This window comes from Salipiger sp. PrR003 (genome assembly GCF_010500785.1).
Taxonomy (GTDB): Bacteria; Pseudomonadota; Alphaproteobacteria; order Rhodobacterales; family Rhodobacteraceae; genus Salipiger; species Salipiger pacificus_A.
The window spans coordinates 185,524-201,979 of the sequence record NZ_JAAGOV010000087.1 but is presented as its reverse complement, the minus strand read 5'-3'; the positions used below and the strand labels follow the sequence as shown (position 1 = coordinate 201,979).

Annotated in this window: 16 protein-coding genes; 3 read left to right on the top strand and 13 right to left on the bottom strand. The window is 68.0% G+C overall.

The annotated features are described in order from the left end of the window. Positions 1 to 137: 137 nt before the first annotated feature. The 3 genes from G0D83_RS27570 to G0D83_RS27560 form a co-directional block, all read right to left on the bottom strand. On the bottom strand, positions 138 to 1,067 hold the full coding sequence (locus tag G0D83_RS27570) for an N-carbamoyl-D-amino-acid hydrolase (RefSeq protein ID WP_164197702.1): 930 nt from the start codon (positions 1,065 to 1,067) through the stop codon (positions 138 to 140). Next, the gene (locus G0D83_RS27565) at positions 1,064 to 2,311 is read right to left on the bottom strand and encodes a diaminopropionate ammonia-lyase (RefSeq protein WP_164197701.1); all 1,248 of its coding nucleotides are present in this window, start codon (positions 2,309 to 2,311) and stop codon (positions 1,064 to 1,066) included. Before G0D83_RS27565 ends, G0D83_RS27570 begins: the two co-directional genes overlap by 4 nt. A 134-nt stretch (positions 2,312 to 2,445) precedes the next feature. Further along, positions 2,446 to 3,336 carry a LysR substrate-binding domain-containing protein gene (locus tag G0D83_RS27560; protein WP_164197700.1) on the bottom strand — a complete coding sequence of 297 codons (891 nt, stop codon included), beginning with the start codon at positions 3,334 to 3,336 and terminating at the stop codon, positions 2,446 to 2,448. A gap of 128 nt (positions 3,337 to 3,464) precedes the next feature. On the opposite strand from G0D83_RS27560, the gene G0D83_RS27555 reads away from it, so the two are divergent. After that, complete coding sequence (locus G0D83_RS27555) at positions 3,465 to 4,685, top strand: acyl-CoA dehydrogenase (RefSeq protein WP_108964299.1); 1,221 nt, start codon at positions 3,465 to 3,467, stop codon at positions 4,683 to 4,685. Beyond that, on the top strand, positions 4,685 to 5,803 hold the full coding sequence (locus G0D83_RS27550; RefSeq protein WP_164197699.1) for a CaiB/BaiF CoA-transferase family protein: 1,119 nt from the start codon (positions 4,685 to 4,687) through the stop codon (positions 5,801 to 5,803). The genes G0D83_RS27555 and G0D83_RS27550 overlap by 1 nt, the downstream gene beginning before the upstream one ends. A gap of 22 nt (positions 5,804 to 5,825) precedes the next feature. Here the strand turns inward: G0D83_RS27550 and G0D83_RS27545 are convergent, their stop codons facing one another. The 6 genes from G0D83_RS27545 to argH all read right to left on the bottom strand — a co-directional run bounded on the left by G0D83_RS27545 (position 5,826) and on the right by argH (position 11,972). Then, positions 5,826 to 8,423, bottom strand: coding sequence for a TIGR02302 family protein (locus tag G0D83_RS27545; RefSeq protein WP_164197698.1), 2,598 nt, complete (start codon positions 8,421 to 8,423; stop codon positions 5,826 to 5,828). Positions 8,424 to 8,486: 63 nt separating this feature from the next. After that, positions 8,487 to 9,752, bottom strand: a complete 1,266-nt coding sequence (gene lysA / locus G0D83_RS27540; protein WP_164197697.1) for a diaminopimelate decarboxylase — start codon at positions 9,750 to 9,752, stop codon at positions 8,487 to 8,489. A gap of 88 nt (positions 9,753 to 9,840) precedes the next feature. After that, positions 9,841 to 10,152 carry a DUF2834 domain-containing protein gene (locus tag G0D83_RS27535; RefSeq protein ID WP_164197696.1) on the bottom strand — a complete coding sequence of 104 codons (312 nt, stop codon included), beginning with the start codon at positions 10,150 to 10,152 and terminating at the stop codon, positions 9,841 to 9,843. Beyond that, positions 10,149 to 10,304, bottom strand: a complete 156-nt coding sequence (locus G0D83_RS27530) for an argininosuccinate lyase (RefSeq protein ID WP_193989045.1) — start codon at positions 10,302 to 10,304, stop codon at positions 10,149 to 10,151. Before G0D83_RS27530 ends, G0D83_RS27535 begins: the two co-directional genes overlap by 4 nt. A 103-nt stretch (positions 10,305 to 10,407) precedes the next feature. Continuing rightward, positions 10,408 to 10,584 carry a hypothetical protein gene (locus G0D83_RS27525; RefSeq protein ID WP_159099527.1) on the bottom strand — a complete coding sequence of 59 codons (177 nt, stop codon included), beginning with the start codon at positions 10,582 to 10,584 and terminating at the stop codon, positions 10,408 to 10,410. Further along, a complete protein-coding gene (argH, locus tag G0D83_RS27520) occupies positions 10,581 to 11,972 on the bottom strand; it encodes an argininosuccinate lyase (RefSeq protein WP_164197695.1) in 1,392 nt (463 codons plus the stop codon). Before argH ends, G0D83_RS27525 begins: the two co-directional genes overlap by 4 nt. A gap of 22 nt (positions 11,973 to 11,994) precedes the next feature. Between argH and G0D83_RS27515 the strand changes: the two genes are divergently transcribed. Continuing rightward, positions 11,995 to 12,558 carry a TlpA disulfide reductase family protein gene (locus tag G0D83_RS27515; RefSeq protein WP_164197694.1) on the top strand — a complete coding sequence of 188 codons (564 nt, stop codon included), beginning with the start codon at positions 11,995 to 11,997 and terminating at the stop codon, positions 12,556 to 12,558. Between the two features lie 187 nt (positions 12,559 to 12,745). Here G0D83_RS27515 and G0D83_RS27510 read toward each other — a convergent pair whose 3' ends face one another. The 4 genes from G0D83_RS27510 to hisC form a co-directional block, all read right to left on the bottom strand. After that, on the bottom strand, positions 12,746 to 13,288 hold the full coding sequence (locus G0D83_RS27510; RefSeq protein ID WP_164197693.1) for a hypothetical protein: 543 nt from the start codon (positions 13,286 to 13,288) through the stop codon (positions 12,746 to 12,748). A 228-nt stretch (positions 13,289 to 13,516) separates the two neighbouring features. Continuing rightward, positions 13,517 to 14,425 (bottom strand): extensin family protein, encoded by a 909-nt coding sequence (locus G0D83_RS27505; protein WP_164197692.1) that lies wholly within the window; start codon positions 14,423 to 14,425, stop codon positions 13,517 to 13,519. Continuing rightward, positions 14,422 to 15,345 carry a prephenate/arogenate dehydrogenase family protein gene (locus G0D83_RS27500; protein WP_164197691.1) on the bottom strand — a complete coding sequence of 308 codons (924 nt, stop codon included), beginning with the start codon at positions 15,343 to 15,345 and terminating at the stop codon, positions 14,422 to 14,424. The genes G0D83_RS27505 and G0D83_RS27500 overlap by 4 nt, the downstream gene beginning before the upstream one ends. Next, positions 15,342 to 16,427 (bottom strand): histidinol-phosphate transaminase, encoded by a 1,086-nt coding sequence (gene hisC / locus G0D83_RS27495; RefSeq protein WP_164197690.1) that lies wholly within the window; start codon positions 16,425 to 16,427, stop codon positions 15,342 to 15,344. The genes G0D83_RS27500 and hisC overlap by 4 nt, the downstream gene beginning before the upstream one ends. Between the last annotated feature and the right edge of the window lie 29 nt (positions 16,428 to 16,456).

Sequence of the window (16,456 nt, the reverse complement as noted above, 5' to 3'; positions counted from 1 at the left end):
CGCGCAGACGACGACCACGGGGGTTTCGCCGCCGAGGCGCTGGGCGCTTCTCCCCCGGCATACTTCGACCTAGAAGACGCGGGGGCGCGCGCGCCTTCCGCGTCTTCTCATTTCTAGAACGCCCCTTCGGAGCCGCGCTATTCCGCCGCGCGGCGGTCTGGCTTGGGCGCGGTGATCGGCAGGTAGTCCTGCGGTTCGCGGTGCTCTTCGAAGTTGAAGACATTGGCGCGAATCTCGGCGCAGCGATCGAGGTCCACCTCTGCCGTGATCACCTCATCGCCCGAGGTCGTAGCCCTGGCGACTATTTCGCCGGTGGGGGCAACGATGAGGCTGCCGCCGATCAGCACCGAGCATTCCTCGAGCCCCGCCTTGGCCACGGCAACGCCCCAGGTGCCGTTCTGGTAGCAGCCCGCCTGGACCGACAGCTCGTTGTGGAAATACTGCAGGTGGTCATGCTCGGGTGCCGGAGCGAAATGGATCGGGGTGTTGTAGCCCAGGCAGACCAGCTCGGCGCCGCCGAGACCCAGAACGCGCCAGGTCTCTGGCCAGCGGCGGTCGTTGCAGATGCACATCCCAAGCTTGCCACCAAGCATGTCGAAGGTCGGCCAGCCGAGGTCGCCCTTTTCGAAGTACCGCTTTTCAAGGTGCTGGAAGGGGCGCCAGGGCTCGTTCTCCCGGTGGCCGGGGAGGTGGATCTTGCGATACTTGCCCAGGATTTCACCCCTGGGCGAAACGAGGATGGCCGTGTTGAAGCGGCGTCCTTCCGGGGTCAGCTCGGCGTAGCCGAGATGGAAGGCGATCCGCAAGTCGCGGGCCAGCGCAAAGAGTGGTGCGGTGGCGGCACTCGGCATCTCGGTCTCGAACCACTGGTCTAGTTCGGCTCCGGACTCGATGTACCAGCGCGGAAAGAAGGTGGTGAGCGCAAGCTCGGGAAAGACCACGAGGCTGGCGCCCCGCGCCTTGGCCGCGCGCATCATCGCGCAGAGCCGGGCGACGGCCGAGCTGCGCGGCTCGTCCCGGGCGATGGGGCCGAGCTGGGCGGCGGCGACGGTGAACTTGCGGCTCATGGCGTGGTCCTTTGCTGGGCGCGGATCTGTGCGGCCGGGGCGCCGACGAGCTCGGCGTAGAGCTCGGGATCGGTGTCCCCCTCGGTGCCGAAGGTGAGAATGCGGGAGGCTTCGTCGAGACCCAGCAGGGCGCGGGCCTCGGGGTCGGTCATGGCGAGGCGCAGCCCGGCGACGCCGGCGACGGCCGACTCGCCCGCGACCAGTGCCGGATCACCCCCCTCGGGGAAGGCGAGGCGGCGCATGGCGTCGATGGCGGCGGCATCGGTGAGCACGATCACCGCATCGCCGTGATCCTGCAGGATCTCCCAAGCGAGGGCCGAGACCTCGCCGCAGGCAAGCCCGGCCATGAGCGTGTCCAGATCGCCGTGCACCGCGGTGCGCGCGCCGCTCCGGTAGGACGCGAGGAAACAGGCGGCCCGGTCGGGATCGCAGAGCACGACCTTCGGGCGGTCCGCGCCGTAGCGGCGCACCGCCTGGGCGGTGACCGCCGCGGCCATGCCGCCGACCCCTGTCTGCACGAAGATGTGGCTGGGCGGCGCGGGCAGGGCGTCGAACGCCTCGGCGGCCATGAGCTCGTAGCCTTGCATGACGTCGCGCGGCACGTCCATGTAGCCTGGATAAGAGGTGTCGGAGACCACGAACCATCCTTCCTGGCTGGCCACCTCCTGCGCCTCGCGCACGGAGTCGTCGTAGTTGCCCGGGGTGCGGCGGACCTCGGCGCCGAAGGATTCGATGGCGGCCTTGCGGCCCTCGGAGACGGTTGCATGGATGAAGATCACGCAGCCGCAGCCGAAGCTCTGCGCGCCCCAGGCGACCGAGCGGCCATGGTTGCCGTCGGTGGCGCAGCAGACGGTGATCCGCGCGGCCTCGGGGATCGCGCGGGCGGTGATCTCCTCCATGGTCACCGCGCGGCCGAGCAGGGTCGAGAGCTCCTTCTGAAGCAGCCGCGCCACTGCGTAGGCGCCGCCGAGCGCCTTGAAGCTGCCGAGGCAGAAGCGGGGGCTCTCGTCCTTGTAGTGAAGAGCCGCGACGCCGATCTCCGCCGCCAGTGCCGGCAGCGTGACGAGGGGCGTCTCGGCATAGCCGGGCCAGGCGCGGATGGTGTTCGCGGCTTGTGCGAAGCCAGCGTCGCTGAGAATGGCGTTCTGGCCTTCGGTCCACAACGAGCCGGGGACGGCCTGCGCGTTGAGGACAAGCGTGAAGGCCTCGTCGGTGTCTGCGTTGCGGGTGAGTTCCTGGGCCATGCTGTCTTTCTGGTGGTCTGCCGTGCTGAAGAAAGGGGATGGCCCACGGGAACGTCCGGAGCCGCCCGGCGAGCCTGTGCCGAATGGCACCGCAGCTCAAGCGGCTGTTGCTCTTTGCCGCGCCTCGCCGCGCCTCACGCCGAGATTTCGCGCAGCAACCAGCTCCTGAAAACCCGGACTTCGGCGCTGCCTGCGGTGCGCTCGGGCAGGATCAGCGCGTAGCTCTCGCCAGTGTCGAAGCGGCGTGGGGCGGCAAGTGTCAGATGCCCGCTGGAGAGTGCCGGGCGGGCGATGATCTCGGGCACGATGCCGACGCCGAGACCGGCAGTCGCCGCGTCGAGGATCATGTCGAAATGGTCAAAGCGCGCGCCGCGCAGGATGCGCCGGGCGTCGGTGTCGCTGCCGCGGAACCAGTCGAGCCAGAGCGTCGGGCGGGTGGATTGCTGCAAGAGCGGCAGTTCGAGCAGTTCGGCGTCCGAGAGTTCCGTGCGGCCTGCGAGAAGCGCGGGGGCTGCGACCACCACCATTTCCTCGCGGGCGACGGTTTCGGCACTCGTGCCGGGGGTTTCATGCTGGCTGCGCATAAGCGCGAGGTCGAAGGGGTCGCGGGCGAACTCCACTGGCTGCAGTCGCGCGCTGAGGTCGAGCGTGATGCCGGGGGCTTCGCGGGCAAAGCTGGAAAGGCGCGGGATCAGCCAGGTGCGGGCAAAGCTCGGCAGTACGGCAAGACGCAGCACGGTGGATTGCCCGCCAAAGGCCATGACCCCCATGGCGGCGCCGTCGAGCTCGCCCAGCACCTTCTCGGCCTGTAGCAAAAAGGCCTGACCCGCCGGGGAAAGCACCAGCCTTTGCCGCACCCGCAGGAAAAGCGCGACGCCGAGACGATCTTCCAGGGCGGCGAGCGAGCGGGAGATGGCGCTCTGGGTGAGGTTCAGGCTCTCGGCGGCCATGGTCGTGGTGCCGCGCCGGGCACAGGCGACAAAGGCTTCCAGCTCGCCGACGCTGGGCATGTAGGGTTTGCGCATCGAGACCTCCTTGCATGCGCAGCTTATGAGTTTTGTTCATGACTTGAGCAAATCAAATCGTTTTCCAGAGGGACGCGGCGGCGCTAGTCTGCGCGCCAAACGCATGATCCTTCCGAAGGAGCCTCCCGATGACCGACCTGTCCCACCTCAAGCCCAAGGAACAGCCCGCCCTTGCCTCGTTCAACTGGGAGGACCCGTTCCTGTTCAGTGAGCAGCTGACCGAGGAAGAGCGGATGATCAGCGACACCGCCCATGCCTTCGCGCAGGACAAGCTGCTGCCGCGCGTCGAGCATGCCTATCTCGACGAGCACACCGACCCCGAGATCTTCCGCGAGATGGGTGAGCTTGGCCTTCTCGGCTCGACCATCCCCGAGGCCTATGGGGGCATCGGCGCGGGCTATGTGGCCTATGGCCTCGTCGCGCGCGAGGTGGAGCGGGTCGACAGCGGCTATCGGTCGATGATGTCGGTGCAATCCTCGCTCGTCATGTACCCGATCTATGCCTATGGCTCGGAAGAGCAGCGCAACAAGTACTTGCCGAAGCTCGCCAGCGGCGAGTGGATCGGCTGCTTCGGCCTGACCGAGCCGGACGCGGGCTCTGACCCGGCGGGCATGAAAACGCGCGCGGTGAAGACCGAGGGCGGCTACGTGCTCAAGGGCTCGAAGATGTGGATCTCGAACGCGCCGATCGCCGATGTCTTCGTGGTCTGGGCCAAGTCCGAGGCGCATGGCGGCAAGATCCGCGGCTTCGTGCTCGAGAAGGGCATGAAGGGTCTGAGCGCGCCGAAGATCGGCGGCAAGCTCAGCCTGCGGGCCAGCATCACCGGCGAGATCGTCATGGAGGACGTCGAGGTCGGCGAGGACGCTCTGCTGCCCAATGTCGAGGGTCTGAAGGGGCCGTTCGGCTGTCTCAACCGCGCGCGCTACGGCATCGCCTGGGGCGTCATGGGCGCCGCCGAGTTCTGCTGGCACCAGGCGCGCCAATACGGCCTCGACCGCAAGCAGTTCGGCAAGCCGCTGGCGGGCACGCAGCTCTTCCAGAAGAAGCTCGCAGACATGCAGACCGAGATCGCGCTGGGGTTGCAGGTTTGCCTGCGCACCGGGCGGCTGATGGACGAGGGCCGCGCCGCGCCCGAAATGGTCTCGCTGATCAAGCGCAACAACTGCGGCAAGGCGCTGGATATCGCCCGCATGGCCCGCGACATGCACGGCGGCAACGGCATCCAGATCGAATACGGCGTGATGCGCCATGCCGCCAACCTCGAGACGGTGAACACCTACGAGGGTACCCATGACGTGCACGCGCTGATCCTCGGGCGGGCGCAGACCGGCATCCAGGCGTTCTTCTGATGCAGGTTCCCCCGCTGCCGCCGATGCACGGGGTGCGCGTCATCGAACTGGCGCGCATCCTCGCCGGGCCCTGGGCCGGGCAGGTGCTGGCCGACCTCGGGGCCGAGGTGATCAAAGTCGAGGCGCCCGAGGGCGACGACACCCGGCGCTGGGGCCCGCCGTTCATCGAGCGTGACGGAGATCGGTCAGCCGCCTATTTCCACGCCACGAACCGCGGCAAACGCTCGGTGGTCGCGGATTTCCGCACCGCCGAGGGGCAGGCACTGGTGCGCGAGCTGGTTGCGGATGCCGACGTGGTGATCGAGAACTTCAAGCTCGGCGGGCTACGGAAGTATGGGCTCGACTACGAGAGCCTGCGCGAGGTGAACCCCCGGCTGGTCTACTGCTCGATCACCGGTTTCGGGCAGGACGGGCCCTATGCCGAGCGGGCGGGCTATGACTTCCTCATCCAGGGCATGGCGGGCTGGATGGACCTGACCGGCAGCCCCGAGGGCGAGCCGCAGAAGGTGGGCGTGGCCTTTGCCGACATTTTCACCGGGCTCTACTCGGTGATCGGCATTCAGGCGGCGCTGGCGGCGCGGGAACGCACGGGGCAGGGGCAGCTTGTCGATATGGCGCTGCTCGATTGTGCCGTCGGCGTGCTGGCCAATCAGGGGATGAACTACCTTGCCACCGGCAAGGCGCCGCGGCGGCTTGGCAACGCGCATCCCAATATCGCGCCCTACGAGGTGCTGCCGACCGGCTCGGGCGATCTGATCCTCGCCGTGGGCAACGACGGGCAGTTTGCCCGGCTCTGCGACGTGCTGGGCCTGACGCTGGCCGAGGACGGACGCTTTGCCACCAACGAGGCGCGGGTGGCGCATCGCGACCTGCTGCGCCCCGCGCTGGTCGCGGCGCTGGCACGCTGGGACCGGGGTGAGCTGCTGGCCGCGCTGGAGAAGGCGACGGTGCCCGCTGGGCCGATCAACTCGGTCGATCAGGTCTTCGAGAACCCGCAGGTGATCGCGCGGGGGATGCGGGTCGAGGCCGACGGCGTGCCGGGCATCCGCACCCCCATCCGCCTGTCGGAGACCCCGCTGGCGTCGGCACGGCCCTCGCCGAAGCTGGGGCAGGGCTGAGGCGGCGCGCCGCTGGAGCGTGTCAGAACCGCTCCAGCAGCCTTTCCAGGTAGTCGAGTTCTTCCTGCGGACGTTCGCCCTCGCCGGTGCGGCGGCGAATCTCGTCGAGCAGTTCGCGGGCGCGGCGGTAGACGTCCTCGCCCTGCAGCATGGTCTCGTCGGTGCCGAGCTGGCCGTTGCTGCCGGCGTTGCGGCCGAGCGGATCGCGCTGCTGGCCGGGATCACCGCCCTGCGCCATGCCTTGCTGGCCCTGACCCTGCTGTTGCTGCTGAGCCAGCGCCTCGCCAAGGTTGCGCATGCCTTCGCGTAGCGCCTCCATGGCCTGCGACTGCTGGTCCAGCGCCTCGGCAAAATCATCCTGCCGCAGCGCGTCCTCGGCGCCGTCCATGGCGTCGTCGGCGCGGCGCAGCGCATCGCGGGCGGCCTCTCCGGCCTCGGTGCCCGCGCCGGGCAGGTTCTGGCGCTGGCGGTTCAACTCGTCGCGCAGCGCCTGCTGACGATCGGCGAGGTTTTCCTCGAGCGTGCCGCCATCGCCCTGCTGGTCCCCGCCCTGACCCTGGCCCTGCGCCTGTCCATCGCCCTGCCCGGGCTGCTCGCCGGGTTGACCCTGTCCGGGCTGGCCCGGCTGCTGGCCCTGCTGGCCCTGTTGCCCCTGCTGGCCGGGGTTGAACTGGTCCTGAAGTTGGCGGAAGGCCTCGTCCGAGAGCCCCTGCTGGTCGCGCAGCGTCTCGCCCAACCCCTCCATAGCCTGCTCGCCGGGGGTCTGTCCCTGGCCGGGCTGGCCTTGGGTGACCTGCATGTTCTCCATCATCTGCTGAAGCTGGCGCAAGGCTTCCTGCGCCTCGGCCATGCGGCCCTGCTCCATCAGCTCCTGGATGCGGTCCATCATGCGTTGCAGGTCGTTCTGGCTCATCTCGACCATGTTCTGATCCTGGGCCATCTGCTGCTGGTTCTGGTCGGAGTTCTGCTGCGCCTGCCGCGAGAGCTGGCGAAGATAGTCGTCGGTCGCGTCGCGCAGCTCCTGCATCAGCTCGGCGATCTCCTGATCGCTCGCGCCGTTCTTCATCGCCTCGTTCAGCCGGTCCTGCGCGCGCTGCAGCCGTTCCAGCGCGTCGGACAAGTCACCTTCCTCGAGCAGCAGCGCGAGGTCCCACAGCGCGCCCGCGATCTCGTCCTGCTGCTCGGGGCTCATGCCGTCGGTGGCAAAGGCGTCGAGGCGGCGCTGGATGGTGCGCAGCCGCAGGTAGGGCACCGCCGAGCGGAAGATGTCGTCTGGCTTGTAGCTGACGGCGCGGAGGATCTGGCCCACGTCGCGGGCATTGTCGCGCGACCAGAGCAGCGCGCGGCGCTGCTCGATCAGCGCCGCGGCAAGCGGATCGAAGAAGCGGCGCCCCGGCAGGGTGATGATCTGCGGTGCGGCACTGCCGGTCTGGCCCGCCTCGTCGGCGACCTCGAAGGAGATGCGCACCGGAAGGTTGGCCCAGGGGTGTGTCGAAAAGTTCTCGATCAGCGTCTCGGTGAACTCGGTGCGGCTGCCGGCGATGGGCATCGGCAGGGGCAGCTCGATCTGTGCGCGTTGCTCGGGCTCGATCGCGAGCCCGTAGCGGCGGTCGACCTCGTCCAGCGCCAGCTCGACGCGGGCGGTGCCGGAGACCACACCGTAATCGTCACTGGCGGCGAAGGGAATTTGCGCGTCGCCCTCGTAGCTCGACTCGATCTCGCCCTGCTGCGCAACGGTTGGCTGGGTGTCGGGAATGACCGCAATCTGCCACGACCGGCCGCCGGGGCCGTCGATGGCAAGCTCGCCTGATTGGATGACCTCGAAATCCTGCGCCGTTTCGGCAGGGGCCTCGGATTCGGCTGCCGGATCGGGCGCGCGTCCCGAAACGGTCTCGGTCACATCGAGTGCACCGACTTCGCCGTAGAGCCGAAGGGTGATGCGTGCGCCCTCGGGCACGTCCAGCGAGGCCGCGGTGATGTCATTGAGGTAGACCGACGGCAGGCGAGTGTAGGCCGGCGGTTCCATCCAGCCTTCCCAGGTCGGGCCGGACGCGAGGCCGTTGCCCGAGGGGCCCATGGCGGTGACCGAGCGCATCTGCAGCAGCGACCCGAAGATCAGCGCGACGAAGAGCGCCAGCAGCGCCACGTAGCGCAGGGCGAAAGGGTCGGCGCGGGCGACGCGCAGGTCGGGCTGCACCGCGTGGGCCTCGAGCATGCGGGTGCGCATGCGCTCTTGGTGCGCCTTCCACAGAGCCTGCGAGCCGGGGTCCGTGGCGCCGATGGCGGGGGTGTCGAGGGCGGCGAGGATCGGGCTGCCGCGCAGGGTGCCGTCAAGCCGCAGCATCGCCTCTTCGCGGCGCGGCCAGCGCATCCGCCGAATCCCGCGCCAGAGCGCCCAGCCGGTGCCGCCCAGTGCCAGCACGCCGGCCGCCCAGACCCATTCCACGTCCACCAGATCCTGCAGGCCGAGCATCAGGGCGGCCAGAACGACGAAGACCACTGACCACAGCGGCCAGAAGGCGCGCACGACCCGTTCCGCCGCCATGCCCCAGAGGGTCAGGCGGATTTGCCATCTTACAGGCTTCAGGACGTCTTCGGGCGCGCGGTCCCTTGAGGCCATCGGTGTCTCCTGAGGTCTCTCCTGCGGTCCGGTGGTCGCAGGGGGCCCGTCAGGAACGAGAGCTTACAACCACTCGGGGAGCGTATCGCGGTTTATGATTTCCTCAAAGCTCGGTCTCCGGCGAATGACAGCGAATTGATCGCCATTCACCAGCACCTCGGGGACCAGTGCCCGCGTATTGTACTCCGAAGACATGACCGCGCCGTAGGCACCCGCCGAGCGGAAGGCCACCAGCTCGCCGGGGGCGACCGGGGGCATGGTGCGGCCCTTGGCGAACGTGTCGCCGCTTTCGCAGACCGGGCCGACGATGTCATAGGTGCTTTGCTCGGTGGCGGGGGCGGGCTCGATCACCGGGACGATGTCGTGATGCGCGTCGTACATCGCCGGGCGGATCAGGTCGTTCATCGCCGCGTCGAGGATCAGGAAATCGCGCCCTTCGCCCTGCTTGAGGTAGATCACCTCCGACACGAGGATGCCGGCGTTGCCGGCGATGAGGCGGCCCGGCTCGATCTCGATCTCGCAGCCCAGATCGCCGAGTTCCTCGCGGATCATCTGGCCGTAGTCGGTGGGCAGCGGCGGGGCCTCGTTGCTGCGGGTGTAGGGGATGCCGAGGCCGCCGCCGAGGTCGAGCCGCTGGATGTCATGGCCATCTTCGCGCAGGGCGTGGGTCAGATCGGCCACCTTGCGATAGGCGAGGCGGAAAGGCTCGAGATCGGTCAGCTGCGAGCCGATGTGCACGTCGATGCCGACCACCTTCAGCCCCGGCAGATCGGCGGCGCGGGCATAGACCTCGCGGGCGCGGGCGATCGGGATGCCGAACTTGTTCTCGGATTTGCCGGTGGCGATCTTGGCGTGGGTCTTGGCGTCGACGTCGGGGTTCACCCGGATGGTCACCGGGGCGGTCAGCCCAAGGGTGACGGCGACCTCCGAGATCACCTCCATCTCGGGCTCGCTTTCGATGTTGAACTGGCGGATGCCGCCTGTCAGCGCGGTGCGGATTTCGGCGCGGGTCTTGCCAACGCCGGAGAAGACGATGCGCTCGCCCGGCACGCCGGCGGCCTTGGCGCGGGCGTATTCACCGCCCGAGACCACATCCATGCCCGCGCCGGCCTTGGCGAGGGTCTTGAGGATCGCCTGGTTGGAGGCGGCCTTCATCGCGTAGCACACGAGGTGGGGCCCCCAGTTCAGCGCCTCGTCGAACAGCAGGAAGTGCCGCAACAGGGTCGCGGTGGAGTAGACATAGACCGGGCTGCCCACTTGCGAAACGATCTCTGGAAGGGGCACGTCCTCGGCGTGGAGAATGCCGTTGCGATAGAGGAAATGGTCCATTTCGGTCCCCGGATAACTGTTGCCGCCCTAGGGCTTCAGCGCCGGGATAAAGGATAACCCGTGGGAAGGGAACAGGGGCCGTCCGGGCTCAGATCGGGCGCGAGCGGAACCATAGATAGAGCGGCAGCCCGCAGCTCACGCCAATGAGGAAAGTGGCGGGGATCGCCAGCAGCGCGGACCAGTTGCGGCGCACGGCGACCTCGGCGAGGATCCAGAGCGTGAGCGTGACGGCGGCGATCACCAGATCCCAGCTAAGCCCGGTCACCGCCGCATTTGCCTGCCAAGCGGCGAAGAGGCCGTTCAGCGACCAGCCGTTCTGCGAGAGCCAGCCGAGCAGGTAGACCATCGGACGAACCGCGCCCCAGAGCGCGAGCCCAAGCCAGAGGTGGCGCAGCCTCATGGATAGGCGACGCCCATTTTCACGGTGCCATGGACGCTGACGCCCGATGCGGCGGGGCGCTCTTTGGGTTCGGGGCGGGTCGGCGGGCCGTCGGCACCGCAGGCGGCGAGCAGTGCGACGAGGCCGAGAGCCAAAACGCTGCGGGTGATCATGGTCGTCCTCTAGGTCGTTGCGCGCCCCTGAGCAGCGGGCGCGTTCACCATCGCCCAGGATGCTGGGCGCGACAAGTCAGGCGAGAAGAGAAGGCGCGGCGCCTCAGGTGCCGACGCCGACGCGGACAGGACCGCGCCCCGCCGAGACGCCCACCGAAGGGTGGACGCCGCCGGGGCCGATGGACACGCCGGTATGAACCCTCGGGCCGCGGTTCGGATCCTCGCAGGCAGCGAGAAGCATGGTCACGGCGATCAGGGACAGTCCGGCGAGTCGTCTCATCCGAGGATTTCCTTCCAACGGGCCACCTGCTCGCGCACGCGGGCCGGGGCGGTTCCACCATAGCTCATTCGACTTGCCACCGAATTATGCACGCCGAGGACGTCGAAGATACCCTCGGTGATGGTCCCGTTGACCGATTGCATCTCTTCGAGCGAAAGATCGCTCAGATCGCAGCCCTTCTTTTCGGCCATGGCCACAAGCGCGCCGGTGACATGGTGGGCATCGCGGAACGGCAGGCCGGTCTCGCGCACCAGCCAGTCGGCCAGATCGGTCGCGGTGGAGAAGCCCGAAGCGGCCGCTGTCTCGAGATTGGCGACGTTGGCGGTCATGTCGCGGACCATGCCTTCCATCGCGGCCAGCGCCAGCATCAGGTTGTCGGCGGCGTCGAAGACCTGTTCCTTGTCTTCCTGCATGTCCTTGGAATAGGCCAGCGGCAGACCCTTCATCACCATCAGCAGCGCAACGTTGGCGCCGAAGATGCGGCCGATCTTGGCGCGGATCAGCTCGGCGGCGTCGGGGTTCTTCTTCTGCGGCATGATCGACGAGCCGGTCGAGAAGCGGTCCGACAGGGTCACGAAGCGAAACTGGGCCGAGGACCAGATCACCAACTCTTCGGCGAAGCGCGACAGGTGCATGGCGCAAATCGAGCCGACGCTCAGGAATTCCAGCGCGAAATCGCGGTCAGAGACGGCGTCGAGTGAGTTGGCCATCGGCCGGTCGAAGCCGAGCGCCTCGGCGGTCATCTGGCGGTCGATCGGGAAGCCGGTGCCGGCCAGCGCAGCCGCGCCGAGCGGGGATTCGTTCATCCGCTTGCGGGCATCGCGCATGCGCGACAGATCGCGGGCGAACATCTCGACATAGGCCATCATGTGGTGGCCCCAAGTCACCGGCTGCGCGGTCTGCAGGTGCGTAAAGCCCGGCATGACCCAGTCGGCGCCCGCCTCGGCCTGACCCAGCAGCGCCTTCATCAGCGCGAGGATGCCGCCCTCGGCAGCGTCGCACTGGTCGCGCACCCACAGACGGAAGTCGGTCGCCACCTGATCGTTGCGCGAGCGCGCGGTGTGCAGGCGGCCGGCGGGCTCGCCGATGATCTCTTTCAGCCGGGCCTCGACGTTCATGTGGATGTCTTCGAGCGCAGTGGAATACGCGAAGTCACCTCCTTCGATCTCTGACAAGACCGTGAGCAGACCTTCCCGGATGGCCTCGGCGTCGCTAGTCTTCACGATGCCTGTGGCGGCGAGCATGGCCGCATGGGCCCTCGAGCCGGCAATATCCTGCGCCGCCAACCGCTTGTCGAAGCCGATCGAGGCGTTGATCGCCTCCATGATGGCATCGGGTCCAGCGGCGAAACGGCCGCCCCACATCTGGTTCGAGGTCTTGTCCGACATGCTCTGCCTTTCCGGAGGGAAGATGAAAAAACTGGCCTTGGCGATCCTCTATACCGCCGGTGTTGCGCTTGCAAATCCGGCGCTGGCCGATACCGAGGCCGCAAGCGCCCTTAGGGAAGGCGAAATGAAGAAGCTGGTCTTCCATGCGGCGCCAAAGCCGGTGGGGAACGCGGGCTTCACCGACTTCGACGGCGCGCCCATGGCTCTGGCGGACCTGCAGGGCAAATGGGCGCTGGTGAACTTCTGGGCCACATGGTGCGCCCCCTGCCGCGAGGAGATGCCGGCGCTCTCGGCGTTGCAGGCGGATATGGGCGGCGCCGACTTCGAGGTGGTGACCATCGCCACCGGCCGCAACCCGCCGCCGGCGATGCAGACCTTCTTCGAGGAGATCGGCGTCGACAACCTTCCGCTCCACCGCGACCCGAAATCGGCGCTGGCGCGCCAGATGGCGGTGCTGGGCCTGCCGGTCACGGTGCTGATCAACCCCGAGGGGCAGGAAGTCGCACGCATCACCGGCGACGTCGATTGGTCTTCCGAGAATGCAAGGGCGGTGCTTGCCGCGGCGATCGGCGGCGAGGAAGGCTGAGCCTGCAAGAAAAACAGGGCGGGGTCTCCCCCGCCCTGCGTCACTGGTTACACATTCTCCGGGCTGACAGCAGGTGCGCGCCGCCAGACCGATCTCGCGCCAAACCCGTTACAACAAAGGCGCCTCCGGCCATTGAGCTCCGCGAGACCAGCGCGTCCTGCAAAACTCTCGAAAATTCGTTAAGTTTCTATTTCAATGCCAACGATATTCTGATGGCCCGTGAGCGATCGCCGCTGCGCAGGTCGCGGCGCCAGCTTTCGCGCGGCGCGCCGAGGTCGTCGAGCGTGGTGCCGCCGATGGCGACAGGCCCCTTGCGGTCCCATTCCGTCCACGCCAGCCCGTCCTCGGTTTCGCGGGTCTCGCGCTGGCGGGTTTCGCGCCGGCCGTCCGCGTGGACGATGTCGTATTCGCAGGCGCCGAGCGTGCGGGCGCAGCTATAGGGTTCAAAGCGCGTCACATTGCCCTGCGCAGTGACGCTCAGCAGCACTTCGCCGCGCGTGTCGGTGTAATAGCGCCCGGCGTAGAGCGCATCCCCCGTGGCCCCGTCGTAGAGATCGAAACGGTACAGCCCCTCCACCTCACCCCGGGCGAGATGGCTGACCACATGGCCCTGATCGTCCTGCATCACCAGCAGCGAGCCCGGTGCGAGCCGCGCGGTCTCCATCGCGATGTCGGCGTGCACTGGCGCGGCCGCCAGCGACGCCAGAACGGCATAGAAAAAAAGACGCATGGCAGTGCGCTCCTCCTAGGCGGTTCCCCGAGCAGCAGGGAACACCCATCAAGGGTGCGGAAGATACGGCGATTTATCAAATTTTCGCCGCAAAGTGGGCCTTATTTCGGGGTGATCCGGTGACAATGTGCGCGGAAGACGGAGGAGTGTTTCCGGATTCGTGCGGCTGCCTCCGAATCGCTCCCGCCGGAGTGAGGATGCTTGCCCTGATTTCGCCGGATTTCCCTGTCAGCGGCAGTAGCTGCCGGAGCGGTAGCGGGCGGTGTCGAAATGCAGGTGGTCCTTGTGGAACGGATCTGACTCGGGGCCAAGCACTGTGCCGAACGGACCGCAGGCGCCGCTGTGCAGCTTGCGCAGGATGCGACCCTTGGTGCTCCGGCCCCAGTCCTTCAGCACGGAGATCTCGCTGCCATCGTTCAGGCGGATCGCAGCGATGTCGATGGCGCGGCCCCGGGCGTGCTCGCTGATCTTGGCACCGGGCTGGTTGTTGCGCGAGCGGCAGGCGTAGCTGCCAGCAATGCGCAGCCCTGAGACGCCGCCCCCGGTCGAACCCACCGCGGGTTTCAGCGCGCGCTCGACCCAGGTCTTCAGGGCGCGGGCGGTGGGGCAGTCGATGGTGGCGCGGGTGCTGAGCGCGACGCCCGAGACCGTGCGCAGCTTGATCGCCTCGTCGATGCCACACCCCGAGATGCGCCCGGGAACGGCCCCGATGATGCTGCCCTGCAGGTCGGGATCGCCGCAGACGGCGCCGCGGGCGCGCTCTCGGCGGACCGCCAGCGCCTGTTCGACGATGGCGGGGCTGCGCGGGCTGGGGCGGAGCGATCTGGGGATCGCCTGCGGCGAGCGCGCGGCGAACGCCGTGCGCAGGGCGATGTCGCGGGGGTCGGGCCCGTGACCGAGGGCCGGGGCACCTACGGGAGGGTCGGGATCGCCGAGCGTTGTGCCGAGCGGTGCGGGCCTGGCTTTCGGCCGTTCGAGCGTGCCGGAGGCGGTGACGGTGACGGAGGCAGGTTGCGGCGCCTCGAGGAGCGCGCGCGCGACCGGACGCAGCGAGGCATCGGGGGCGGTTTCGGGCGCGGCAGAAAGCGGAGATGCGAAGAACATCATTGCCGCCAGTGCCGCTGCCCGAGAGATCATTTTTCCACCTTCACCCGTCCGAAATCCGGCGCATCCGTGTCCTGACCGGCCTGAAGGATGCCACGACGAATTTCCCGCGTCCGGGTGAAGTAGTCAAAGAGCAATTGCCCGTCGCCGGTGCGGATGGCGCGTTGCAGCGCAAAGAGCTCTTCGGTGAAGCGCCCGAGGATCTCCAGCGTGGCCTGCTTGTTGGTCATGAAGACGTCGCGCCACATGGTCGGGTCCGAGGCCGCGATGCGGGTGAAATCGCGGAAACCCGCGGCCGAGAACTTGATCACCTCCTGGTCCGAGACCCGCCGCAGGTCGTCGGCGACGCCCACCATCGTGTAGGCGATGAGGTGCGGCACGTGGCTCACCACCGCGCAGACGAGGTCGTGGTGTTCGACCTCCATCTGCTCGGTCTTGGCGCCGAGCGCCTGCCAGAAGGCCTCGACCTTCGCCGTGGCCTCCTCGGAGGCACCGTCCGGCACGATCAGGCACCAGCGATTGTCATAGAGCGAGGCGAAGCCGGCGCCCGGGCCGGAATGCTCGGTGCCCGCCATCGGGTGGGTCGGCACGAAGTTCACCCCCTCGGGCAGGTGCGGGCGCACCGCCTCGATGATCTCCTTCTTCACCGAGCCCACGTCGCTGACGGTGCAGCCGGGCTTGAGATGCGGCGCGATTTCCTCGGCGATCGGGCCCATGGCGCCGACCGGCACCGCAAGGATCACCAGATCGGCGTCTTTCACCGCAGCTTCGGCGCTGTCCACGACCTCGTGGCAGAGGCCAAGGCGCTTTGCGGTCTCGCGCGTTTCTGCCGAGCGCGCGTAGCCGGTGACATGGCTCTCCATGCCGGCCCGCTTCATCGCCCAGAAGATCGACGAGGCGATGAGGCCGAGGCCGATCAGCGCCACCTTTCCGTAGGTCTGCGTCTCGCTCATCGGGCGCCGGCCTTGAACTGCCCCACCAGATGCGCCACGCGTCGGCACGACGCCTCGTCGCCCACGGTGATACGCAGCGCCTGCGGCAGCCCGTAGCCGGTGGTGCGGCGCACCAGAACGCCCTGCGACTGCAGGTAGGCGTCGCAGGCCTCGGCCTCGGCCTGCGAGCCGAAGCGGGCGAGGATGAAGTTCGCGGTGGACGCATCCGACGACACGCCGTGTTCGGCCAGCGCCTCGCTCAGCCAAGCGCGCATGCGGGCGTTTTCCGCGCGGCACTTCTCGACGTAGGCGGTGTCGCGGATCGAGGCCTCGGCAGCGGTCAGCGTCAGGGCGGCGACGTTGAACGGGCCGCGGATACGGTTCAGAACGTCGATGACCGCCTGCGGGCCGTAACCCCAGCCGATGCGCATGCCGCCCAGCCCGTACAGTTTCGAGAAGGTGCGGGTCATGAAGACGTTGGGCCGGTCAGTGGCGAGCTTGGCGCCGCCATCGTAGCCCTCGACGTATTCCGCATAGGCGCTGTCGATCACCAGAAGCGCGGTCTCGGGGATGCCGTTCGCCAGCCGTTCGAGCTCGGCGAGGCCGATCATCGTGCCGGTGGGGTTGGCGGGGTTGGCGACGAACACCAGCCGGGTGCGCTCGGTGCAGGCGGCGAGGATGTTGTCGACGCTGACCACGCGATCCTGCTCGGCCACCTCGACGGGGGTCGCGCCGGCGGCCATGGCCGAGATCTTGTGCATGGCAAAGCCGTGCTCGGTGTGGATCACCTCGGTCCCCGGCCCGGCATAGGCCTGGCAGAGGAAGGCGATGATCTCGTCCGAGCCGGCGCCGCAGATGATCCGCTGCGGGTCGAGCCCCCAGGTCTCGCCGATGGCCTCGCGCAGGGCGGTGTGGTCCGAGGAAGGATAGCGATGCATTTCGTGCACCACGCGCCGGACCGCCTCCTGCGCCGCCGGGGAGGGGCCGAAAGGGTTCTCGTTGGAGCTGAGCTTGATGACGTTCGAGACGCCCGCCACATGCGACGCACCACCCACGTAGAGCTCGATGTCCATGATGCCGGGTTGCGGTTCGATGCCAGCCATATGCGGTCTTCCCTGAGACTAAGAGTGCC